General features: G+C 52.9%; 20 protein-coding genes and 1 tRNA gene. 9 read left to right on the top strand and 12 right to left on the bottom strand.

The features are described 5' to 3' along the window. The 7 genes from cysK to OXH16_13280 all read right to left on the bottom strand — a co-directional run. Window positions 1–865 (bottom strand): cysteine synthase A (gene cysK, locus OXH16_13310; GenBank protein MCY3682373.1); only part of this gene is annotated, 865 nt, incomplete at its 3' end. Between the two features lie 2 nt (window positions 866–867). Further along, a complete protein-coding gene (locus tag OXH16_13305) occupies window positions 868–1,299 on the bottom strand; it encodes an Rrf2 family transcriptional regulator (protein ID MCY3682372.1) in 432 nt (143 codons plus the stop codon). Window positions 1,300–1,318: 19 nt separating this feature from the next. Further along, window positions 1,319–1,603, bottom strand: coding sequence for a MoaD/ThiS family protein (locus OXH16_13300; GenBank protein ID MCY3682371.1), 285 nt, complete (start codon window positions 1,601–1,603; stop codon window positions 1,319–1,321). A 22-nt stretch (window positions 1,604–1,625) separates the two neighbouring features. Beyond that, entirely contained in the window at window positions 1,626–2,108 is a 483-nt protein-coding gene (locus OXH16_13295) for a M67 family metallopeptidase (protein MCY3682370.1), read from the bottom strand. Further along, complete coding sequence (locus tag OXH16_13290) at window positions 2,084–3,028, bottom strand: cysteine synthase family protein (GenBank protein ID MCY3682369.1); 945 nt, start codon at window positions 3,026–3,028, stop codon at window positions 2,084–2,086. Before OXH16_13290 ends, OXH16_13295 begins: the two co-directional genes overlap by 25 nt. Window positions 3,029–3,147: 119 nt before the next feature. After that, complete coding sequence (locus OXH16_13285; protein MCY3682368.1) at window positions 3,148–3,888, bottom strand: phosphoadenylyl-sulfate reductase; 741 nt, start codon at window positions 3,886–3,888, stop codon at window positions 3,148–3,150. 217 nt (window positions 3,889–4,105) lie between these two features. After that, window positions 4,106–4,178: transfer RNA gene (locus OXH16_13280), tRNA-Lys, on the bottom strand. Window positions 4,179–4,255: 77 nt separating this feature from the next. Here OXH16_13280 and OXH16_13275 point away from each other — a divergent pair. Both OXH16_13275 and ppdK read left to right on the top strand, forming a co-directional pair. Next, on the top strand, window positions 4,256–5,470 hold the full coding sequence (locus tag OXH16_13275) for an HlyD family efflux transporter periplasmic adaptor subunit (protein MCY3682367.1): 1,215 nt from the start codon (window positions 4,256–4,258) through the stop codon (window positions 5,468–5,470). Window positions 5,471–5,600: 130 nt separating this feature from the next. Next, window positions 5,601–8,246, top strand: a complete 2,646-nt coding sequence (gene ppdK / locus OXH16_13270) for a pyruvate, phosphate dikinase (protein MCY3682366.1) — start codon at window positions 5,601–5,603, stop codon at window positions 8,244–8,246. Window positions 8,247–8,343: 97 nt separating this feature from the next. On the opposite strand, the gene OXH16_13265 is transcribed toward ppdK, so the two are convergent. Further along, window positions 8,344–10,719: a TonB-dependent receptor gene (locus tag OXH16_13265; GenBank protein ID MCY3682365.1), complete on the bottom strand. Its 2,376-nt coding sequence runs from the start codon at window positions 10,717–10,719 to the stop codon at window positions 8,344–8,346. A gap of 271 nt (window positions 10,720–10,990) precedes the next feature. On the opposite strand from OXH16_13265, the gene OXH16_13260 reads away from it, so the two are divergent. From OXH16_13260 to OXH16_13250, 3 genes are read left to right on the top strand one after another with little or no spacing between them, the layout of a single operon-like run. Continuing rightward, window positions 10,991–11,752 (top strand): AAA family ATPase, encoded by a 762-nt coding sequence (locus OXH16_13260; protein MCY3682364.1) that lies wholly within the window; start codon window positions 10,991–10,993, stop codon window positions 11,750–11,752. Continuing rightward, entirely contained in the window at window positions 11,745–12,647 is a 903-nt protein-coding gene (locus tag OXH16_13255) for a ParB/RepB/Spo0J family partition protein (protein MCY3682363.1), read from the top strand. The genes OXH16_13260 and OXH16_13255 overlap by 8 nt, the downstream gene beginning before the upstream one ends. Before the next feature lie 20 nt (window positions 12,648–12,667). Beyond that, window positions 12,668–14,440 (top strand): redoxin domain-containing protein, encoded by a 1,773-nt coding sequence (locus OXH16_13250; protein ID MCY3682362.1) that lies wholly within the window; start codon window positions 12,668–12,670, stop codon window positions 14,438–14,440. Window positions 14,441–14,455: 15 nt separating this feature from the next. On the opposite strand, the gene OXH16_13245 is transcribed toward OXH16_13250, so the two are convergent. Continuing rightward, on the bottom strand, window positions 14,456–16,522 hold the full coding sequence (locus tag OXH16_13245; GenBank protein ID MCY3682361.1) for an ABC transporter substrate-binding protein: 2,067 nt from the start codon (window positions 16,520–16,522) through the stop codon (window positions 14,456–14,458). Between the two features lie 146 nt (window positions 16,523–16,668). Here OXH16_13245 and OXH16_13240 point away from each other — a divergent pair, with 146 nt between their 5' ends. Then, on the top strand, window positions 16,669–17,691 hold the full coding sequence (locus OXH16_13240) for an alcohol dehydrogenase catalytic domain-containing protein (GenBank protein ID MCY3682360.1): 1,023 nt from the start codon (window positions 16,669–16,671) through the stop codon (window positions 17,689–17,691). Here OXH16_13240 and OXH16_13235 read toward each other — a convergent pair. From OXH16_13235 to OXH16_13225, 3 genes are read right to left on the bottom strand one after another with little or no spacing between them, the layout of a single operon-like run. Beyond that, a complete protein-coding gene (locus OXH16_13235; GenBank protein MCY3682359.1) occupies window positions 17,688–18,050 on the bottom strand; it encodes a cupin domain-containing protein in 363 nt (120 codons plus the stop codon). The genes OXH16_13240 and OXH16_13235 overlap by 4 nt on opposite strands. 16 nt (window positions 18,051–18,066) lie before the next feature. Beyond that, window positions 18,067–19,308 carry a Gfo/Idh/MocA family oxidoreductase gene (locus tag OXH16_13230; GenBank protein ID MCY3682358.1) on the bottom strand — a complete coding sequence of 414 codons (1,242 nt, stop codon included), beginning with the start codon at window positions 19,306–19,308 and terminating at the stop codon, window positions 18,067–18,069. A gap of 36 nt (window positions 19,309–19,344) precedes the next feature. Further along, window positions 19,345–20,565: a DUF418 domain-containing protein gene (locus OXH16_13225; GenBank protein ID MCY3682357.1), complete on the bottom strand. Its 1,221-nt coding sequence runs from the start codon at window positions 20,563–20,565 to the stop codon at window positions 19,345–19,347. Between the two features lie 238 nt (window positions 20,566–20,803). On the opposite strand from OXH16_13225, the gene OXH16_13220 reads away from it, so the two are divergent. From OXH16_13220 to OXH16_13210, 3 genes are all read left to right on the top strand, one after another. Beyond that, window positions 20,804–21,571, top strand: coding sequence for an ATP-binding cassette domain-containing protein (locus OXH16_13220; GenBank protein MCY3682356.1), 768 nt, complete (start codon window positions 20,804–20,806; stop codon window positions 21,569–21,571). 100 nt (window positions 21,572–21,671) lie between these two features. Next, complete coding sequence (locus tag OXH16_13215; protein MCY3682355.1) at window positions 21,672–22,868, top strand: ABC transporter permease; 1,197 nt, start codon at window positions 21,672–21,674, stop codon at window positions 22,866–22,868. Further along, window positions 22,869–23,126 carry a hypothetical protein gene (locus tag OXH16_13210; protein ID MCY3682354.1) on the top strand — a complete coding sequence of 86 codons (258 nt, stop codon included), beginning with the start codon at window positions 22,869–22,871 and terminating at the stop codon, window positions 23,124–23,126. Window positions 23,127–23,151: the final 25 nt, after the last annotated feature.

Genomic DNA, 23,151 nt, shown 5'->3' with positions numbered 1-23,151 from the left:
CGACCGTCTGTTGAGGTCTCATCGCTGAAGCGACAACAACGGCTGCATGTGCTGCTGCACCCGACGAAATCCCCACCAGCAAGCCCTCTTCTCGCGCCAGGCGCTTTGACATCTTGCGCGCATCCGAATTGGATACGGCAATCACGCGATCCAGTATCTCCGTATTCAGCACATCCGGAATCATGCCCGCGCCCAGGCCATCGATCTCTGTAGGGCCGGGTTCTCCACCCGATAGCACTGCAGAATCCCCTGGCTCTACCCCGACGACTATGACATCTGATCGCACTTGCTTAAAAACTTCGCCCACGCCAGTCACGGTCCCACCCGTTCCCACACCTGCGACAAAAGCATCGGGAACGCCCTCGAGTTGTGAAATCATCTCGCGGGCGGTAGTCTGCCGGTGAATCTCGGGATTGGCGGGATTTTCAAACTGCATCGGAATAAAACAATTTTTGTCCTTAAGCGTCCACGCTTTTTCAATCGCGCCGCGCATCCCCTCGCGAGCGGATGTTAGCACAACCTCGGCGCCATAAGCTTTGAGCAATCGGGTGCGCTCGTCGCTGACTCCTTCCGGCATGGTAATGATCAGCCGGTAATTTTTTATCGCAGCCACCATAGCAAGGCCAATACCCGTATTGCCACTGGTCGGTTCCACAATGGTCATACCGGGTTTGAGTTGCCCATTTTTTTCTGCTGCCTCGACCATAGCGAGAGCCGTGCGATCTTTCACACTACCCGCCGGATTAAAAAATTCCAATTTCGCCCAAATCTGCGCACCATTTACAGGCCCGACTGAGTTTAGCTGTACCATGGGCGTATTGCCCACCAGATCCAGAATCGTATGTCCGGTTTTCGCGCCATCCATAATCAAATCCGGAATGTGACAGGCATCTGACGCGCCCGATACTTTCGACACAAATCGTCAAATGTCACCGATGACAGGACATCGTGTACAGCGGTTCCCACAGCTTCCCACACGTCATTGAGCACATCTGTTCCCACATCTTCAGCCTTCTCGCGCTTATCCACCAAATTGACAGGTCCCTCCAGAGCAGCCAGTACCTCTTCCACAGTCAGTTCATCCGGACGTTTCAACAACACATGTCCGCCTTTGGGACCGCGAATACTGTGAACCAAACCGGCTTTTCGCAAAAGATTGAGCAACTGTACCAAATACGCTGCGGGGATATTTTGCCGTGCAGCGATATCGGTACGCAAAACTGGCCCTTCCCCATCGTGCAAACACAGGTCTAAGACCGCGCGCAAACCGTAGTCACCTTTAGCGGAAATGTGCATCATAAGTCAGATATCTTACCGATTAAAAGGAACACCCGCCGGCAATCGCAGGCACAATAGTCACCTGATCGCCATCTCTGAGATCAGTATCGGGTCCATCCAGAAAACGAATATCCTCTTCGTTGACATACACATTGACAAAGCGTCGAATAGCACCCGACTCATCGACCATGTGCTCCTTAATACCCGCATGCTGTGCTTCGAGATTATCGAGAGCTTCCCCAACCGTCGCGCCCTGCACTTCTACATCGGATTGATCACCTGTAAACTTGCGCAGAGGCGTTGGAATCCGAACTGTTACAGCCATTTGTTACCTCCTTTTTTATTTTTTACTTAATCTCCACTTCCTCAAATTTTGACGACGAATCACGCCATTGAAAAACTTTTTCTCCGCCGACATCCACCCGGGCATTTTTTACGGGAATAATGGGATAAACCACGCCCGGATAGGCTGGTTCACCAAAAAATGTCGCCGCATCTTGATCCTCTTGAGAAAAATAAGCATCCACATCGATATGCGAATGATAGATCGCGACAATCCGCCCGCCCGCTTGTTCCGCCTCCGATTGGATTTTCATCACATGCATATCGTTCATGCGATAGGCCGTCCTGGAAGTACGCGGATGGGTCTCGGGATCGGCAGCGTGCAACTTGTCCTGGATATTCTCACACGGATGAATCGTCTGCACCCCCGAAGCATCTTCGGTCACAATACCACAACATTCAGCCGGATATTCCCGCTGTGCGTGGACAAACATGGCATCCCAAATCGCTTTGTCAAACATCGCTACCCCATAGAATCGAGCCGCCACAGGGGCGTACTCATATACTTTTCCCCGCTATCGGGAAACAGCGTGACGATGACCCCTTTATCGAGAGTCTCGGCAACTCTTAGAGCAGCGGCCATCGCCGCACCACAAGACTGTCCCACCAGCAGACCCATATCTCGCGTCAACCACCGCGCAATATCATACGCATCTTCTGTTTCAATCCGAATCTTCTGGTCCCAAACCGATGGATCGTAAATACCGGGCACAATAGACACATCCATATTTTTCAGACCCTCAATCCCGTGAAATTCGGGTGGCTCAACGGCAATAATCTGCACATCGGGATTAAATGCCTTCAGACCTCTGCCAGTACCCATAACAGTACCACTCGTGCCCAACGTCGCCACAAAATGCGTCACCCTGCCCTGGGTCTGCGACCAGATTTCCGGTGCTGTGTGCAAATAATGCGCCCTGGAATTGGACGGATTATTGTACTGATCGGGTTTGTAATACAAATCGGGATTTGAAGCCAGAAGTTCTCGACATTTCAAAATCGCACCATCTGAGCCTTCGAGAGGATCGCTCAACACCAGATCAGCCCCATAAGACTGAATGACGTATCGCCGCTCAATGCTCACGCTCTCGGGCATAACCAACTCGACGCGGTATCCCTTTGCCGCGCCGATCATCGCATACGCAATACCCGTATTGCCCGAAGTCGAATCCAGAATCACTTTCTCCGGCGTGAGCACACCCGCTTTTTCAGCATCTTCAATCATCTGCAAAGCGGGGCGATCCTTGACCGATCCGCCCGGGTTAAACATCTCCAACTTCGCCCAGATTTCAACCTCGGGATTGATCTTGTCATCCAATTCCCGGATACGCAACAGCGGCGTATTGCCTATCGCGCCGAGAACTGAATGTCGGATACCAGAACGCTTTGATAGCTTTTTGCTACGCATAAATGGCCTTTAGCCGTTATTATCAAGAAATTAGTATCGCCCACGCGCTTCCATAAACCAAAAACGACCCCACGAGAGGGCCGCGATTACATCCAAATAATACTATTTTCGACATTATGTCAAGATTCAACAGGCACGGCATTAACCGCCGCATCAATAGGCTGTAAAAAGGTGTGAATACCGCACTCCGTCTTATCCGAACCCGCCCAGCGACCGGCGCGTTCATCTACACATCCATCCACAGCTTTAGTACAGGGCCAGCATCCTATCGTGGCAAAGCCCTGATCCATCAAGGGATTATAGGGCACATCGTGTTCGACAATATAATCCCAGACCTGTTTGCGCGTCCACGGAGCCATGGGATTCAATTTGAGCAACGCGCGCCCATCTGTTTCATAGTATTCCAGAATGGGAATTTGGCTGCGGGTATCGCTCTGATCTCGCCGGCGGCTGTTAATCCAGCCATTCAACTGGGACAACTTGCGCTGCAAAGGCTCGACTTTCCGCAGCCAGCAACACCGGTCGGCATCCCGTCTGTAGAGTTCATCACCGTAATCACGCGCTTGCTCTTCAACACTCAAACGAGAATGCACCCGCTCAATCTCAATCCCATAGCGCGCCTCCACGCGGTCGATCAAACTCAGGGTCTCGGGAAACAGAAAACCCGTGTCAATTGTAAATACGGGAATTTGCGGCGCAACCTTTTGCATCACGTCGAGCAAAACCATGCCACTGGCACCAAAAGCAGTACCAAACGCCACGCGGGAACCCAGCGTCTCCCATGCCCAGATCAAAATATCTTCCAGAGGTGCCGTTTCAAGAGCCAGGGATTGCGCGTTTAATTTTTCTCGGGTAAGCACAAACATCTCCTATTCTTGAGTTCGTTGATTCACAATATATTTAATACCCGTTGTGATGTCAAGTTGTCGCGCAATATCGCGGTTCCAAATCATTATTTTTATTTATAACTTTCTTGACCTTTGCAAAACAATATAATAGATTTATTTACTATCTTTACTCGCAATGGGCGCAAAAAAAGCCCTGAAATTATTGTGATTCAGGGCCATTTTGTAATAGTGAGCGCGGCAGGATTCGAACCTGCGACCCACGGCTTAAAAGGCCGTTGCTCTACCGCCTGAGCTACGCGCCCATCCAGAATTTTGGTTGAGAATGGGAAAATATACCATTCTCCCAAAATCTGTCAAGCAAAAGGGAAAAAATAATCCCATGATGCGCCGTCGCCGAAAAGGCAGAATCGTCAAATGGCTACTCTGGGTCTTCGGTGTGATTGGGGCCATTGCACTCGCCCTCGCACTGATCCAGATTGACGATATTGTGATGGCTCAAGGCATTGTAGAACCGGGAGACAAAATATATATCAACTCGCCCATGAGCCAGGACATCCACGAAATCCTCGCAGAACCCGGTGACTCCGTCATAGCCGGTCAACCCGTCGCCCGACTCTACGACGGCAATTTGAGAGCGGCAGCAGCAACCGCCGAACAAGAAATCAAACGGGAAATCGCCAATCTCGAAGCCGCACAGGCACGGCTTGCCCTGCTGCGCGCACAGCCAACCCCCGAAGAACTCAAAATAGCCGAATCGCGCGTTGAGCAAGCGCGCATTAATCTCACGGCTCGGCAACAGGACCTCAAACGCGCCCAGGCTCTCTATGAAGGCCAGCGGCTCTTCAGCCAGGAAGACTACGAACGCGCCAAAACCAATTACGACCTGGCTGAAGCCAGCTTAAAAGTCGAACTCGAAAATCTCAATCTGGTAAGACGCGGTCCCCTGCCCGCTGAAATTCAACAGGCCGAAGCAGCAGTGCGTCAAACCCAGGCATCTCTGGACAAGGCAAAACACAATCTCGAAGCCGCGCGCGAAGCCCTCGAACGCGCCACCTTGCGTGCGCCAGTCAGTGGCGTGGTAGCCCGCCAGGATCTCTATCCGGGCATGCAGGCCAGTCAGGGAGCCATTGTCATGATCATCGCAGGAGAAGGTGAAGGGACAGTCATCGGTGCCTGGATGCCCGAAACCAGTGCCTGGAAAGTGCGCCCCGGTCAACCCGTCGAAATATTGAGCAATCTCTTCACTGACCGCGAGGGATTTGTCGGTCATGGCGAAGTGTCCGAAGTCCATGGGTATGCCATCCACGAAGGCAATGTTCGCACCTTTGGTCTGGAAGTCGCCGTCAAGCAAACCCCCATTGCCCTGAGCTTTGGATCTACCGCTGATTTGCGTATCTACGTGGGGCGTCGCAGCATTTTGCAAACCATCCTCGGCTGGGAAAGCAACACCCAGTTCAATCAGGTAAAATCATTGATTGATTCAATCCAAACCTCACAGCCCAACACCATCAATACGCCACAACCCGATACTATTAGTATCCCACAACCCGATACCACCAATGCCTCACAGCCCGATACCATCAGTAATGAGTAGTCAGCCCACCTTTTCCTTCTCAATTCCAACAAAATCCTTGCTCGTTTTTTTACCCTATTATATTTTTTCCTGCCAAAATATCCCGGGGGCACACTGTCGTGCCCCGATTTGAACCCCTTTGGAGGACGCAATGGCAACAGCAAAACAAGAAGAAAAATACGTCTATTTCTTTGGCGATGGCAACGCCGAAGGCTCTGCAGAAATGCGCAACTTGCTCGGTGGCAAAGGCGCGAACCTCGCAGAAATGTCGGGCCTGGGTATTCCCGTGCCTGCTGGATTTACCATCACCACCGAGGTTTGCACATATTATTACGATCACGACAAACAATATCCCGACGCACTTGAAAAACAGGTAATGGACAACGTTGCCAAACTCGAAAATGTTATGGGCAGCAAATTCGGCGATGCGACAAACCCATTGCTTCTCTCCGTGCGCTCGGGTGCGCGCGTCTCCATGCCCGGCATGATGGAAACCGTACTCAACCTCGGCCTCAATGATGAAATCACAGAAGGCCTCATCGCCAAAAGCAACAACCCGCGTTTTGGATGGGACTCTTATCGCCGCTTCATCCAGACCTATGGCGATGTGGTAATGGGCGTAGCTCCTGAGGGCCTCGAAATAGACCCCTTTGAAGCCGCTATTGAGGAAGTAAAAGAAAAGCGCGGCATCGAAGACGACCTCGACATGACCGTAGAGGACCTCAAAACCCTCGTCGATATGTTCAAAGACATCGTCAAAACGCGCACGGGACAAAATTTCCCCACCGACCCCATCGAGCAACTCTGGGGTGGTATTGGCGCGGTATTTGGATCCTGGCAGGCGGATCGCGCCATCACTTATCGGCGTCTGGAAAATATCCCTGGAGACTGGGGAACAGCCGTCAACGTACAGTCCATGGTCTATGGCAACATGGGCGATGACTGCGCCACAGGCGTTGCATTTACGCGCGACCCATCCACGGGTGAAAACACATTTTACGGGGAATTTCTCACCAACGCACAGGGCGAAGACGTGGTCGCAGGCGTGCGCACGCCCGAACCCGTAGATCTCCTGGCGGGCAGACTTCCCGAAGCCTATCAAACACTCGAAGGCATCTATCAAACACTCGAAAAGCACTATCGGGACATGCAGGACATCGAATTTACAGTGCAACAGGGCAAACTCTGGATGCTACAAACCCGAGGTGGCAAGCGCACAGCCGCTGCCGCCGTCAAAATTGCCGTTGACATGGTCAACGAAGGACTGATCACCCAAAACGAAGCCGTGCAGCGCGTGGACCCCGAACAACTCGACCAACTCCTGCACCCCACATTCGATCCTTCAGTTGAACGCAATGTCTTGGCTACGGGATTACCCGCTTCACCGGGTGCTGCCTCGGGAAAGGTCGTCTTTCTCGCCGAAGAAGCCGAAGAAGCCGCCGAACAGGGCGAGCATGTTCTGCTGGTGCGTCTTGAAACCTCGCCTGAAGATATCGGCGGCATGAACGCCGCACAGGGCATTCTCACCGCACGCGGGGGCATGACCTCGCACGCCGCTGTGGTTGCTCGCGGCATGGGCAAATGCTGTGTAGCTGGTTGTGGCGACCTCGTCATCGACTACACAGCGAATCAATTCTCCGTCGGTGATACGGTGGTCAAAGGCGGCGACTGGGTCTCCATTGACGGCTCTACGGGTGAAGTCATGCTCGGCCAGGTCCCCACACAAGAGCCTGAACTCTCGGGTGATTTTGCCACCTTGATGAGCTGGGCCGACGAGATTCGCACGCTCGATGTGCGCACCAATGCTGACACACCACACGATTCGGCTGTTGCGCGCGACTTTGGCGCCGAAGGCATTGGCCTGTGTCGCACGGAACACATGTTCTTTGAAGGCGACCGCATCAATATCGTGCGCGAAATGATTCTCGCCGATGATGAAGAAGGCCGCCGTCGCGCCCTCGAAAAGCTGTTGCCCATCCAGCGCGGCGATTTTGAAGGCATTTTCAATGCCATGGCAGGGCTGCCCGTAACCGTTCGCCTGCTCGATCCTCCCCTGCACGAGTTTCTCCCTCACGAGAGCGACCAGCAAGAGGAAATGGCAAGGCGACTCGATACCTCGTTGCGCGTGATTCAGGACAAGGTCGAATCCCTCAACGAATTTAATCCCATGCTCGGGCACCGCGGCTGTCGGCTGGGCATCACCTATCCAGAAATTTACGAAATGCAGGTGCGCGCCATCCTCGAAGCCGCCGCCAATGTGGGATCCAAAGCTGTTCCCGAAATCATGATCCCACTCGTGGGCGCGGTCAAAGAATTTACCGAACTCAAAATCATGACAGACCGCGTGGCTCGCGCAGTGGAAAGCGAAACCGGCAAGCGCGTCGCGTATCTCATTGGCACCATGATCGAAATCCCCCGCGCTGCCCTCACCGCTGCCGAAATTGCCGAACACGCAGAGTTTTTCTCGTTTGGCACCAATGATCTCACGCAAATGACCTATGGTTACTCGCGCGATGACGCCGGCAAATTCCTGGGCGAATACGTCGAAAAGGGCATCCTCGAAAACGATCCCTTCCAGACCCTCGACCAGACCGGTGTGGGACAACTCGTCGAACTCGGCACCAAAAACGGACGCGGCGCCCGCGGCGACCTCAAAGTGGGCATCTGCGGCGAACACGGCGGCGATCCGTCCTCTGTACACTTCTGCCACAACATCGGCATGGACTACGTCTCCTGCTCTCCCTTCCGCGTACCCATCGCCCGCCTCGCAGCCGCCCACGCTGCACTGGAAGATTAATCTCCTATTTTGTACACAACAGTGCCCGCTTCCATTGAGGAGGCGGGCACTCGTGTATGTATGTCGTCAAACGACGCTGCAGTTTTCAAAGATATTGCTAAAACATAAAACTCACTCCCAGCCGCATATTGATGGGATTTCCCGGAGTGAAGTGGATCTCCGAGACAGGTTCTACTTCGTCCTGTAGGCGCGATTCCGTGTCGAATTGCGCTTCGCTCCAAGTCGTATTCAACACGTTCTCGACGCCCAAATTGAGCCTCCAGACCCCTCGGCGATAGACGCCATTGAAATCAACCACGGTATAGCCAGTGGCCGTGATGCTACCATCCTCGTTGGCAGGTCGGTTGCCAATATGGCGGTAGCGCAAGCTGCCTTCCAGGCCCGTGGGATGACGCCATGTCAAGCCGCCAGTAGAGGTCAGGTTGGGAGCCAGCGGAATCTCGTTGGCACCTTCTGGTTCATTTACAGCCTCACCTTGAGCGAGATTGAGATCGATATCCGCCCACAGCGAGGGGTGTATTTGGAGACGGGCTTCCATATCCAGTCCCGCCCGCCGGGTTTTCCCACTGGCTTCCGTGGTGCCAGCATCGCCGACAAAAACAAATTCGCTTTCCAGGTCCATCCACCACAGTGCCGCTCCCAAATTCAATTGGTTGAACAACCGAGCCTGAAGACCTGTTTCGGCCCCCACAGCCCGGGGCAGGGTGCCTTCTTCGAGATGTCCCGGATCAATGTATCGCCCTGTCAACTCCGCAGCAATGTCAGCCTCGCTTTGTCCATCGCGCCGCATGGTCCGAAGAATCTGTGAAGCCCGGGCATCGATAACGTTGTTGCGGGCGTCGTTAGAGTGAAATCCGGTGCCAAAATTGGCAAAAAGATCTAAGATGCGACTGGGACTATACACCAGGGCCGCTTTCGGACTGAGAATGGCGGCGTGGGCAAAGCCCGAGGCATGGGGCAGATCGGTGGGACGCCCTTCGAGGTGGTCGTCAACATTGAAGGTAAAATAATCGCCGCGCAACCCCAGCACCAATTGCAGGCGCGGCGTGAGGACAATCTCCTGTTGGCCCCACAGGAACAGGTTGCGCTCTATTACATCGGCCTCAACCAGAGGGTTTAGGCGTTGGCGGTCGGGGCTTTTCCACAACGCCACGGCCGCATTATCGGCACGCAGGCCGCCCCCCAGTGTCGTATGGATCGAGTACGGGCCCAAGTTGTGATAGAAAGTATAGCGGCTGTTGATGCCAGCGACTTGGCGGTTATCGGTTTGTTCGATGCCGTCGCCGCGCTCGGGATCGTCGAGGAAGAACGTAAAATTGGAAAACAGTTTGAACTGGTAGTTGACCAAATACGCCAGTAGATCAAAGGAACTGATGCCCGGCCCTTCGGCGTGGAAATTGATATGGAAATCTTGACGTCCGGTGGTGCCGCCCTCCATATCATCAATCGCCCCCCAGCGGTCAATGAGGCCCTGCGCTACGGCCCGCTGGGGAATCTGTCCAGAGGCGTCCCAAGCCGAGCTGAACCCGCTGCCGGTCACAGTGAGGGTAGAGCGGTCAGAGATTTGGTTGTGGTACTTGCCGAAAATATTGAGTCGCTGCAGACCCTGTGGCTGGTCAACCGGGCCATCAGTGCGATAGTACTTGCCGGCGAAATAGATGCTTTGATCGATATCGGCCAGCGGAACCTGGTAGAGCATGGTGTATTGGATCGTATTAAACCCGCCGATTTCGAGATGAATGGCATTGTCATCGAGATAATTGCGAGTGTGGTAGGCAACGGCTCCGGCGGTAGCCAAATTGCCAAATGCGGCGAAGTACGGCCCTTTCCTGACGTCCAGCCCCTCAACGACTTCGGGAATGAGGAAATGCATGTCGGCATAGCCTTGTCCATGTCCGTGGGAGACCATATTCACGGGGACCCCATCTACCGAGATCGCCACATCGGTGCCATGGTCCGCATCAAAGCCGCGCAAAAAGATCTGCTCGGCTTTTCCGCCGCCGCCGTGTTGGGCGATGACAAGGCCAGGTGCCAGTTGCAGCATCTGATGGGCCGTGCGGTTGGGCCGGATGCGCAGATCGAATTGCCGCACCGCCCGCGAGGAGGCCGCCGAAAAGGGCCGATCGCCCATGACTAGCACTTCGTTCATATACACGGGGTTGAGGGTCAGAGCAACGGTCAAGCGAGCTTGCTCGCCAGAGACCACCTGCACGGTTTCGGTGAGGGGTACATAACCGATCAGGCTGATTTCCACCTTGTAAGTACCCGGAGGCACAACTGAAAACACGAACTGACCTTTCATGTCCGTGGATCTCCACTGCAAGGTGCCCACGAGGCGAATAGCGGCCCCAGCCAACGGCTCGCCAGTGTCCGAATCAGTTACCGTACCGCTCAAGCTGGTCTCTGCCTGGGCCGTTAGTGGGCAAACGAGTGACAAAGCGGTTAGAATTGATATATAGACGATATTACGCATGAACCACTTTTTCTTTCGAGTATGAACGCAATACTTTCATTTTCTGCCTTCTATAGCTAAAACAAAGTGTCCAGACTAACGGCAGAACACATTGTTTTCCCAACGCCCCTCTTCGCGGCGATCCACGTGGCCCAGGGAAAAAATAAATATTTGCGACTTCCCAACCTATGTCAAGGCAAAACAAACACCCGTGCTTGATTTTCCCCCGTGCGTACACTATATTTCGAGAACTTGAATATTTTTATTTTTATGTGAATTTACGGGGTTTCAGATGTCTGCACGGGTCATTGCCATAGCCAACCAGAAAGGCGGCGTGGGCAAAACCACCACAGCCGTCAACCTATCTGCGTGTCTGGCTACTGCAGAAAAGAAAACCCTGCTACTCGACATAGACCCACAGGCCAATGCGTCCAGCGGATGTGGCATTGAGGTAGATGAACAAACGCCCTGTGTGTACGAAGTACTCCTCGAAGACGTACCTTTAATGGAAGTCATCTATCAGAGCGACCTGCCCTTTCTCAGCATAGCGCCATCTCACATTCGCCTCACTGGTGCCGAAGTGGAAATGGTCTCCATCATTTCGCGCGAACAACGCCTCAAAAATGCCCTCTTGCAAGCGCGCGAAACCTACGACTTCATCATCATCGACTGCCCCCCCTCACTGGGATTGCTCACGCTCAACGCGCTGACAGCAGCCGACTCCGTCCTCATTCCCATACAATGCGAATACTACGCACTCGAGGGCCTGAGCAAATTGCTCAACACCCTGCGCCTCGTACAACAACACCTCAACCCCCACCTCGCCATCGAAGGCGTACTGCTCACCATGTACGACGGACGTCTCAATCTGGCGCGCCAGGTTGCCGAAGAGACCAAATCGCATTTTGGCGACCGCGTCTATAATACAATTATCACTCGCAACGTCAAACTCGGCGAAGCACCCAGTTTTGGTAAACCCATCATCCTCTACGACATCATATCTACCGGCGCGCAAAACTACATGAACTTAGCCGGGGAGGTCATCAATGGCTAAACGCAATGCCCTCGGCAAGGGGTTGGGCGCCCTGATTCCCGGAGCCGATACAGTTCCTACCGAAAAAATCACACCGGAAATTGACCCGTCGCCCACGGGACAGACCCAACGGCAAATCATCGAAATACCCATTGATGATATCGAACCCAATCCCCACCAGCCACGCACGGAATTCGATCCCAAAGCCGTGGGAGAATTGGCGCAATCAATCCGCGAAAAAGGCATCATACAGCCTGTTTCCGTACGCCGCTTTGGCTCGGGTTATCAACTTATTGCAGGCGAGCGTCGTTTCCGCGCCGCGCGTCAGGCTGAACTCACAGCCGTACCGGCGATTGTTATGGACGTGGGAACAGACCAGGAAATGATGGAACTCTCGCTGATTGAAAACATCCAGCGGGAAAATCTCAGCCCTATTGAAGAAGCCAAAGCCTATCGCATGCTCATAGAGGAGTGTTTTCTCACACAGGAAGAAGTTGCCGAACATGTGGGCAAAAACCGCTCGACCATTGCCAACACCTTGCGCCTCCTCGCATTGGCACCCGAAGTACTCGACGCACTGCAAGCCGGACAAATATCAGCAGGGCACGCCCGCGCACTGCTGGGCCTTGACAACGCGGATCAACAAATAGCCTTATGCCAGCGGATTATTGCCCAGGAATTATCGGTTCGCCGCACAGAAGCCCTCGTCAAAGCACTCAAAGAAAACACCGCGCCAAAAAAATCCACGCCACCCAAAGACCCCAACCTGCTATTTCTCGAAGAAGACCTCCAGCGTTATTTTGGCACAGCAGTCAACATCAGCCGCAGAGGCTCCAAAGGCAAAATCGAAATCGAATTTTACAGCAATGACGACCTCGAACGCGTACTGGAATTGTTGCGAAGCAGAGAATTTTAACTCTTGTAAAGGATCCCCTAATGAAACACCTATTGTACATTCTCTCCTGCCTATTCATCGGCTGCTCTGCCATTCCCGAAACACCACAATCCGTGGATATTGTCGCAGATGATTTTGGCCTTTATGACCAGAACGGCGAATTCCACACACTCCACGAACACTCAGACGCATCTGCCATCGTCTTATTCATCCAGGGCAATGGTTGCCCAATTGTGCGCAATGCTGTGCACGACCTCAACGCAATACGCGATGAATACGCGTCCAAAGGCGTACAATTTTTAATGCTCAATGCCAACTTACAAGACGACCGCGAAAGCGTAAGCGAAGAAGCCGACGCCTTCTCCATCGACTATCCCATCCTCATTGACGAAACACAACTCGTCGCCGAATCGCTCGACCTGCACCGCACGGCTGAAGCACTTGTCATCAATCCCAAAACGTGGCGCATCCTCTACCGCGGCCCCATCGACGATCGTCTGAATTACGAAGCGCAAAAACCCAGTGCATCCAACCATTATCTCGCCGATGCGCTCATCGCCCACCTCAAAGGTGAAGAAATCGCCGTCAAAGCCGCTGCATCACCCGGTTGCCTGATTGCCCTACCGGGCAAAGACCGCGCACAACACAAACAGATCTCTTATGCCAGAGAGGTCGCGCCCATTTTGCAAAACAAATGCGTCACCTGTCACCAAACCGGCGGTATAGCACCCTTTGACATGACCGATTACAAAGAAGTCGCTGGCTGGTCTCCAATGATGCGCGAAGTCGTACGCACCCGACGCATGCCCCCATGGCATGCAGACCCCCACATAGGCACATTCAACAACGACCTGTCTCTCACACAACAAGAAGAACAAACCCTCGTCCACTGGATCGAAGCTGGATCGCCCCGCGGCGATGGGCCAGATCCCCTATCCGAAAACCCGACACACGCCACAACCTGGGCTTATGGTGAACCCGACCTCGTCATCGCACTGGAACGGCAGGAAATCCCCGCGACCGGCATTATCGACTATCGCTATCTCAAAATTACCGTACCCATAGACCGCGATATGCAATTGCGGGGCACCGAATTTCTGCCGGGAAATCGCGCGGCCATGCACCACGCACTGGCGCACCTGATCTATCCCAAAGGGCACAAAATGAAAACCGTCAAAAAGAACCGGTGGTTAGACGGCATCTTTGCCTCTTATGTACCGGGCATGGACGGTGTCATGCTGCCCAAAGGCACGGCAAAACTACTCCCCAAAGGGAGCAGAATCCAGTTTCAACTCCACTATACGACCACTGGACGTCCCGAAGTGGATGAAAGCAAACTGGGGTTGTATTTCACCGACGCCCAAAACCTGCGCGAACACCGCGTAGTCGGTCCCGCCAATACCGAAATTAAAATCCCACCGCATGCCAGTGCCCATCGCGATTCATCCATAAAAATCTTCGAACAGGACGTCACGCTCTACACCTTCTTCCCCCACATGCACTTCCGGGGCGCGGGCTTCCGCTATGTTGCACATTATCCCGATGGAACCAGCGAACCCCTGCTCTCTGTGCCAAATTACACGTTCAACTGGCAGCGATTCTACGCCCTCTCAACCCCTAAACACCTGCCCGCTGGAACGCGCATAGTCAGCCATGCCGTCTTTGACAACTCGGCAAAAAACAAACTCAACCCCGACCCATCCGCAACGGTTCGCTGGGGTGAGCAAAGCTTTGACGAAATGCTAATTGGATACATGGGCATTGTCGATGGCAAGGTTAAACAAACCGCCCAATTCTCGGCATTGAACGATTAATCCCCCCAATACAGGCTATGGCTCAATCGCATAACACTCAACCGCTGTATTCGCAGGTGTGCGGACTGACCACGAAGCCATGGCGACCTCCGGCACATTCCGAAATGTATTGTGTACCAGCATAATCGAAGGCATACTCCCGATTGTTCCGATCACCCAGAGATTTTTCCGGTTCAGCTCTATAATCTCTCCAAACAGCCGAACCTGTTCGGCCTCGTCCGGCGTCTCCTCAATCTGCCAGAACAGTTCAATGCAACGCCGCATATCTCCCGTGGGTGTCTCCCCCCGTTTTCCATTGGTCAAAAGCCAATGCGTGAACCCAATCGCGTGGCTCGATCCCACATTATAGGGAACAAACAGGCGCGGCTCCAAAAGTGGGTTCTGAACCTCACCCCCCGCAGTTGCCGCATCGTGTATCAATGCCTTTCTTCGCTCGTAATAAAGCTGTCGGGCTTCCTCTTTGATCTCTGTCTTCACCCCCACCGCCGTCCAATAATTCGCCACCAATTCCAGCACCCGATTGTTGATCGACATCGTTTCAATTGCCACCCGGATCGGCTTGCCATCCGGACGCAACCGCATGCCGGACGGATCTTTCTCCACCAATCCCATCTCGTCCAAAAGCGCATTGGCCTTATCCGGTTCATATTCGATATATGCTTTTTCAAATGCCTCTGAATAATGCACCGACGTTTGCAAAGGTGCCGGTTGCCTCGGCTGACCGATACCAAACCCACCGACCTCGTTAATCGCCTCTCGATCAATCGCGTGTGACAGCGCGATGCGGAACCGACGATCCCATATAATCTCACGCATCACGGGATCCTTGTGGTTCAAATTCAGCGCAACGCTCTCTCCGCCGGTTCCTCCGGTAATCCAGTGCAGCACCCGGTACCCTCCGCGCGACTGATTCTCCATAAATAAAGAATAATTTTCGATCAGAATGTGCCGCCCCTGCATCCCAATCTCCCCATTAATCGCTTTGAGATTGATCGTCTCGCGGTCGTAAATCTCAAAAGTCATACGATCAATATAGGGAAGCTGGTTCCCCTCTGGATCCACCTTCCAATAATAGGGATTGCGCTCAAACACAGAAGGACGAGCCGGTGGCGGTGCCACGACCACCCACGGCCACAGCCTGGGAATATCCGGATTTCGCCAGTCCCGCTTGTCTTGAAAAAGCTGGTGCCAGAAATCAAAACCGTGTTCCCGAGCCATCGTTTCTAATTTCTCCACCGGCACATACCGCGGATGAAACTGCGCCATATAATGTGCCGGATACCGCAACATTTCGTATCCTCGTCCCCAGGCCAGCAATTTCAGGAAAAGACCATTGGGTCGCTTGAAGCGAAAACGCACGGTGTAAGCATCGACTTTTTCCATCGCCATCACCTCGCCGCCCCGCTGAAAATCCCGCGCCACCACCGGTGTCAACTCCTCGTTACGCAACACATTTTCATGCCAGAAAAAAATATCCTCTACCGTAAAGGAATGTCCATCTGACCAGCGCACCCCCTTTCGCAACCAGAACGTGTACGTCCGTCCCCCATCGGATATCTCCCAGTGCGTTGCCAGATTGGGAAGAATTTTTTGACCCATCGGATCCCATCTCACCAGTCCCTCATAGGCAAACCGAGCCTCTACAATACCTATATCTCTCGGTCCTGTTGCAAACCGCGTCCAGGTACCTCCATAAGGCCCATTCTGATGGGGCGGCACAATCACCAATGGATTTTCCGGTAACCGTTCCTCAACCGGCGGCAACTCACCCACCCCCACCTTCTTTTGAAGCATAGGAGCTTCCCGAAACCGCCGTCCCCTTATTTCCGGCCACTCCATCACCCGATGCACGGCTTTTGCGGTCTTCGGATGTCGATCTGGCACCACAACCTGGATAGCTCCCTCCGTGGGACTTTGCACCAGCCTGCCCATAATCGCCTCAAACTCGGACGCCTGTTGCATCGACTCCGCATCCCTGGGCATCAGGTACCAGGTCACATACCCCAGTAACTCCACCAGGGCGACCAGTCCCAAAAAGACCACGACCACACCCATTCCTATATGCAGAATATTCCGGATCATCGCTAACCTTCTCGCGGACAAAACATCGAAATAATGCGTATTGCACAAGCTATAGGGCAAAACAAACAGTGATTGCCTACCCTGTAAAGATTGTGCATAATAGCAAAGTAAACAAAAAATACCATTCTCTGCCCTGCACAAATACCATGCGCGCTGTACGCAAACTAAAACCCGGTCCCGGACACATCGCCTTATGCAACATACCAGAACCGGATATCGAACACCCCGACGACATCAAAATCGCCGTTCAGCGCGGCGGACTCTGCGGCACCGATCTCCACATCCGCCACGGCGGCTATGGCATTCGCCCACCTGTCACGCTTTGCCATGAACTCTCAGGTGAAGTCGTCAAAGTCGGCACCAGTGTCACCCGCATCAAAACAGGCGACCGCATCACAGTCCTTCCCACAGCCAGTGGCGCGTGTGGTCACTGTCGCTATTGTCGGGCAAGCGAATTTTTCTTTTGTCCCCAGCGCAAATCCGTTGGCAGCATGCGCGACGGTGGATTTGCCGAATACTGCATCATCCCCCAAAACCTCGCCTTCCCGCTTCCCGAATCCGTCTCCTATGACACTGCCGCGCTTGTTGAACCCCTCGCTTGCTGCATCAAAGCCGTTCTTTTTCACACAAAAATCGCACCCGGCGACCTGGTACTCGTTTCGGGTCCCGGTCCCATTGGCCTGATATGCGCCGACCTCGCCAGACTCGCAGGCGGGCGCGTTATTGTCTGCGGAACCGACCGAGACGCCCATCGCCTCGCTATGGCTAAAAGCGCAGAACACACCGTGGATGTCACGCGCAAAAATATATCCGAATTTGTCCGCGCGCTCAACCGCGACGGCGCCGACATTGTCATCGAATGTGCCGGTGCTGCCGCCTCCATCGATCAATGTCTCGACGCCGTACGCCCCCTCGGCACATTCACACAGGTGGCGCTGATCGAACATCCCGTTGAAGTGAACTGGGGCAAAATCATCTACAAACAGCTTTCCGTGCACAGTTCTATTGCCCAGAACTGGCCCAGTTGGCAGCGCGCCCTCGAAATGATCATCGCCAAAACAATAGATCCCTCGGCATACATATCCCACAGGCTGCCACTCGAAAATTGGGAACAGGCATTTGATGGCGCAGAGCGACAAGAGGGATTGAAATACGTTCTGTATCCTTAACCCACCGGCACAGTCACGAGGATGTGTTCAATCCAATCGTCGCTGTCATTGATTAACTGGTGATACGTATAAGGCGGTAAATGCACGGCATCGCCTGGCTCAACGGGATAAATTTCGTCATCGATCTTCATCTTGCCATGACCGCGCGTAAAATAATAAATCTGTTCTTTGTCATCGTGCATGTGATAATCGCCCGCCTTGCGGCTCTGCATCATATGCAGGGTAAATCCCGATGCTGCCAACATCGGTGCTTCTTCCTCGCTCAAACCAGCAGACCCCTTCTGCCTGAAAATCGACCAGATCAACGCCGTTTCATGGCCCACTGTGGGCGTGGCATCTTGCCAATTGCGAATCACCATCTGTCTTTCCTCCATTTTAAGTGTTGATATTCAACACCGCATCAATCTCTGCCTGATAGTCATACAACTCGCCGCTTTCGATCTCTGCTGCCGTCACAGTGCGACCTGCGCGAGCAGACTCGCAAATCGCATAAATCGCCGCGACATCCTTCATCCCCTCAATACCATCGACCTCTATCGGCTCACCATCCAGAACAGCACAGGCGAGTTCGTATTGTTCATAAGCGATCAATTTCCAATCCACTGCCTGATCTCCCACACTGTTTTTCGCGGGAAAAAAATGATCTAAGAGAGGATGCAATTCAAAATCGTCAACAGCACTCAGAATCGCATTCTGATCTCTCACCTCGCCATCTGCCGATTGCCATATCGCCTGACTCCCGCGACTCCCGTAGCTCTGCAAACACCCTTTATCGCCTAAAATCAACTGACTGCGGCAGGCGCCGTGCCCCCCAACGCCCATAATAAAACTCACCATCACGCCGCTTTCCATCTTCATCATCGCCATTGACGTATCTTCTGCCGTAGCGGGCACTTCGTCGGGCATCGCGCGAAAACGCTGCTGATAAAATTCATACCGATCGCCAATAGACTGTTGTTTTTTGCGCACCGGCTCCACCAGACGCGTATCGCCATACACCTCGACCACATCGCCGAGTTGATACCGAATCAGATCCGCATAGTGTACCCCCATATCGATCAAGGGTCCCCCGCGGTCTTTTAAATGCCGCCAGGGCGTAATAAAAATTTCATTACCGCCGCGCAAGGCGTGGAGCGTCGCCATATAAGGCGTTCCGATCCGTCCGGTATCCAACAAATGACGCGTTAGCCTTGCCGAAGGATCGCGCCGATAATTTTCAGCAACCGACAGTTTTCGCCCGTTGCGCTCCGCCGCCTCATTCATAGCATGGCATGCTTTGACAGAAATGGCCATAGGTTTTTCAACCAACACGTGCAATCCCAGGTCCAGAGCCTCACACACCACCGTGTGGTGCACCGACGGATCAGTGACCACATCAACCGCCATCAAATCGGGAATCGCTTGCGCCATCTCTTCTATGGATGTAAATACAGGAGGTTTTGAACCGAGCAACTGCTCGGCCTCTCTCGCAGCCAATTCTGCATTGTCTCGATTGAGATCGCACAAAGCGCACAATTCAATATTATTAAACGGCGTCTTCGCCAGTTCGCGCAACCCATACAAATGACGCGTCCCCATACCGCCACAACCGATCAGGGCCAGTTTGAGTTTATCCATATCATCTCCTTAGAATCATGTGAAGCAAAATTCGCGCTATCGTCCCGGGATCCGCCAGTAGGTCAGTGCCCGCCAACACCATTCCAATGGGCCATATCGAAAGCGTCTCATCAGCAACGGCGACCACCATAGTTGGATGCCCCATACAGCGATAACAACTATGGCCTGTTGCCAGCGGTCAACCCGCCCGAAAAGCCCAAATCCATGCCCATAAAAAATAGTCGTGCAGATCAGCGTTTGTGCGATGTAATTGGTAAACGCCATTCGACCCGCAGCGGCCAGGCGCATCTGTAACGCGGAGAACCATCCGCGTCGAACCGCCAACATCACAATGCCCACGTATCCAAATGCCATAGCGAGACTTCCCCAATAGTTGAACTGCGACCCAAGGAACATCGAACGCTCCCAGTGCCATCCAGCCGCAAAATTCCACCATGCTCCAGCAGCAACAACCGGCAAGCCCACACCGAACCCAATGAGCGCGAGGCAGCAGTAGAATCGGTCATTGCGGACTGCGCTCAGGATGTGCCAGCGGTAAAGGGCCATGCCCAGCAGCATGATACCCGCGGATTGCCAAAACACTTCAATTGGCAGGACCGTCGTGTGCATTCCCAGTGTATCGCTGGTTCGTTGTGCCTGCAGTGTGAACCATCCGCTGCGATAAGCGAGCAACTCCGCATCAATTTTGGCCGCATCCGGTGCCCATGTTGCTGTGATATCCGCCACATCTTTTTCGGGAATAAACTCTGTTGTCAGACCTATTACGATGGACAGCACACTCGCCACTGCAAAAACAGCGAGGCCGATGACCACCAGCGTGTGCGGCGAACGATTCCTAAAAAGAAAGATGACGGAGCCGCAAAGCGCGTAGGCAACCAATATATCGCCCGACCACAGAAAATAGGCATGCACAAAGCCGAAGACGAGCAGATAGAATGTGCGGCGGTAGTGCAAGCCAGCGGAGCGACCACTGCGAGCCTCTGCGCGATCGGCAAACAGGCAGATGCCGGCACCAAAGAGCATTGAAAAGATTGACATAAACTTCTGATCAACGAGCAGGTAGCTAACCAGCCAGGTAAAAAAGTTGATACCATTGAGATCGCCGTAAGCCGTCGGATTCAGGTACGCCGCCCCAGGCATTGCAAATGACTGGATATTCATGACCAGGATGCCAAGCACAGCAAAGCCGCGCAACACATCCAGGCTCTCAATGCGATCTACAACCTCAACAGGGCTGTTTAGAACGCGTTGGTCCATATCTTTTCCTTGGAATCGCGTAAAAAGTCGAGTGCAAGGTGCAAAGTCTGAAGAGCAAAGTCAAATACTCCCTCAGCCCATCTGTCTTAAGCGATGCGTAAAATTTCTACAAAAAACCTACCCCCAAAAATACCTCCTTGCATTTTGAAACAAAATTGAGTAACTCTATCACTAATATAAAAAAGTAATGGGAGATTTTTGACTATACGCTATTCAACCCGCAATCGCGGAGTGCATTATGGTTATCGCAAAAAATATTGTCAAAACCTTTAAATTATCGCGGCAGCAAAAACGCGAAATGGGAGATGGTTTTCAGGGCAACACCATCGACGCAGTATGCGACATCAGTTTCACCTGTCAGCCCGGTCGCGTCTTCGCGCTATTGGGTCCTAATGGCGCGGGAAAAACCACCGCATTGCGCATGATTGCCACCATGCTCAAACCCACTTCGGGCAGCATATCTGTCGCGGAATACGACACCGTAACACAAAGTCAAGCCGTACGCGAAAACCTCGGCTTTCTCACAGGCAACACGGGATTGTACGATCGCCTGACACCCAACGAAATGGTGCGCTACTTTGCCGACCTGCACGGCATGAACAGCGCCGATTACAACACGCGGCGCGACCACCTCTTTGCCCTCCTCGACATGGAAGCCTTTGCAAACCGCCGCATCGGCAAACTCTCCACGGGCATGAAACAAAAAGTCTCCATTGTACGCACGATCATACACGACCCCGATGTCATTGTATTCGACGAACCCACCGACGGCCTCGACGTCGTCACCTCGCGCAATATCGTACACCTCATCCGCGACTGTCGGGACGCGGGAAAAACCGTCATCTTTTCCACGCACCGCATGGGGGAAGTCAGCCTGCTCAGCGACGACCTCGCCATCATTCACAAAGGCCAATTGCAGTTTAACGGCACATTGGAAGACTTTCAAAACCAGATGCAAACCCCCACGTTGGAAGACGAATTTATTCGCATCGTTGAAGACGAATAGACGAATAGACGAATCCCGCCCTACCACCCAAAATCACTACGAGCTTCGATTCACTGATTCGTTAATTCGTTGATTCGTACATTCGCCATAAGAGGTCCTCATGAAAACGATCCTCACCATCTTCAAAAAAGAATTTAAGGACATCACGCGCGATCGGCGTTCGATGATGATGATGTTCATCATACCAATGCTATTATTCCCGCTGTTATTCACAATTGCAGCCGTTTTTACTACTCGTCAGGCCCAAAAAGTCAGAACCAAAACACTTGTGGTTGCCCTGGTCACACAGGGCAATGCAGAGGCATTCCGCGAAATCCTGCTCAAACGCGACGACCTGAAAATTCGAGAAGACATAACAGAAGACATAATCCCTCAGCTCATCCGCTCCGACAGCATAGATGCCGCCATTCGCGTTGATGAGCAATTCGATGCCCAAATCGCCGACTTACAACGCGGCCAAATCCATCTCTATTTCAAATCCTCCAGAGATATGGACGCATCCCGCAATCGCCTGACAAGTCTGATTCGAGACTACGAAAACCAGATCATCAATGACCGATTCCAACGGCTTGCCCTCGACCGCATGATCGTGGACCCCGTACAGGTCAGACGCCACGACATTGCTTCTCAACGGGAAAGAATCGGAAAAAGCGTAGGTGGTTTTTTGCCTTATATTTTTGTCATAATGTGTTTTATGGGGTGTATGTATCCAGCCCTTGATCTGGGCGCTGGCGAAAAAGAACGCGCCACCCTCGAAACACTGCTCGTCGCCCCCGTCAGCAAAATTCAGATCTTGCTGGGCAAATGTGGCGTGATTGTCCTATCGGGATTTGCGTCAATCGCCAACAGTTTTATCGGTTTTTTTATAGCCGTTATGTTACAACGAGAAATTGTCGCAAGAATCCTCGACGCGCTACAGGGCATGTTCGAAATATCATCTATCCTCCTGGTCCTTTCTCTGTGCCTGCCCTTAACCATCTTTTTTGCCGCCGCTTTAATGTCTGTCTCTATCTTTGCCAAATCTTTCAAAGAAGCGCAGAGCATTATGGCCCCTCTCAACATCATCATTATTATTCCCGTATTTATCGGCCTCTTACCCGGCATTGAACTCAATGCCATCACATCGCTCATACCCGTCTTAAATGTCTCGCTTGCATCAAAAGAAATTTTTGCGGGAACCATCAAACTACCCCTATTGTTCGAAGTCTATGCCTCGCTCATCGCCCTTGCAGCCCTCAGCCTCTACGGCTGCGCCAGATGGTTTGAACGCGAAAGCACCATCTTTCGGGAGACTTAAATGGAACATTTCATGGGAGTCGCCATTTTTACACTTATCGCAATTCTTCTCATCGGCTATGCACTTTACGCGCTTGTAAAAGGCAGTCGCAAAGGTGCAGGCGGATCGGCTACCACAATGCTCGGTGCAACAGACCTCATGCTCAACGAGGACAAAAAACGCGCGGCACAGGAAATCGTACAACAACGCGCTGGAGAAATCCGCCATATTTCAGAGGATGATCAGGGTGAGGTTTCAAAGGATGATACTGGGCGATAAGTCGCCTGCCAAACTTTAGAGGATA

It is taken from the genome of Gemmatimonadota bacterium (genome assembly GCA_026705765.1).
Classification (GTDB): domain Bacteria; phylum Latescibacterota; class UBA2968; order UBA2968; family UBA2968; genus VXRD01.
The sequence above is the reverse complement of the archived record's forward strand: the minus strand, read 5'-3'. Positions and strand labels throughout refer to the sequence as shown.

Coding starts and splice junctions, on each gene's coding strand:
- OXH16_13230 (MCY3682358.1), bottom strand. CDS start 19,308: ATGGATAAACTCAAACTGGCCCTGATCGGTTGTGGCGGTATGGGGACG.
- OXH16_13265 (MCY3682365.1), bottom strand. CDS start 10,719: ATGCGTAATATCGTCTATATATCAATTCTAACCGCTTTGTCACTCGTT.
- OXH16_13305 (MCY3682372.1), bottom strand. CDS start 1,299: ATGATGCACATTTCCGCTAAAGGTGACTACGGTTTGCGCGCGGTCTTA.
- OXH16_13275 (MCY3682367.1), top strand. CDS start 4,256: ATGATGCGCCGTCGCCGAAAAGGCAGAATCGTCAAATGGCTACTCTGG.
- OXH16_13245 (MCY3682361.1), bottom strand. CDS start 16,522: ATGATCCGGAATATTCTGCATATAGGAATGGGTGTGGTCGTGGTCTTT.
- OXH16_13255 (MCY3682363.1), top strand. CDS start 11,745: ATGGCTAAACGCAATGCCCTCGGCAAGGGGTTGGGCGCCCTGATTCCC.
- OXH16_13290 (MCY3682369.1), bottom strand. CDS start 3,028: ATGCGTAGCAAAAAGCTATCAAAGCGTTCTGGTATCCGACATTCAGTT.
- OXH16_13235 (MCY3682359.1), bottom strand. CDS start 18,050: ATGGTGATTCGCAATTGGCAAGATGCCACGCCCACAGTGGGCCATGAA.
- OXH16_13225 (MCY3682357.1), bottom strand. CDS start 20,565: ATGGACCAACGCGTTCTAAACAGCCCTGTTGAGGTTGTAGATCGCATT.
- OXH16_13300 (MCY3682371.1), bottom strand. CDS start 1,603: ATGGCTGTAACAGTTCGGATTCCAACGCCTCTGCGCAAGTTTACAGGT.
- ppdK (MCY3682366.1), top strand. CDS start 5,601: ATGGCAACAGCAAAACAAGAAGAAAAATACGTCTATTTCTTTGGCGAT.
- OXH16_13215 (MCY3682355.1), top strand. CDS start 21,672: ATGAAAACGATCCTCACCATCTTCAAAAAAGAATTTAAGGACATCACG.
- OXH16_13220 (MCY3682356.1), top strand. CDS start 20,804: ATGGTTATCGCAAAAAATATTGTCAAAACCTTTAAATTATCGCGGCAG.
- OXH16_13240 (MCY3682360.1), top strand. CDS start 16,669: ATGCGCGCTGTACGCAAACTAAAACCCGGTCCCGGACACATCGCCTTA.
- OXH16_13260 (MCY3682364.1), top strand. CDS start 10,991: ATGTCTGCACGGGTCATTGCCATAGCCAACCAGAAAGGCGGCGTGGGC.
- OXH16_13250 (MCY3682362.1), top strand. CDS start 12,668: ATGAAACACCTATTGTACATTCTCTCCTGCCTATTCATCGGCTGCTCT.
- OXH16_13210 (MCY3682354.1), top strand. CDS start 22,869: ATGGAACATTTCATGGGAGTCGCCATTTTTACACTTATCGCAATTCTT.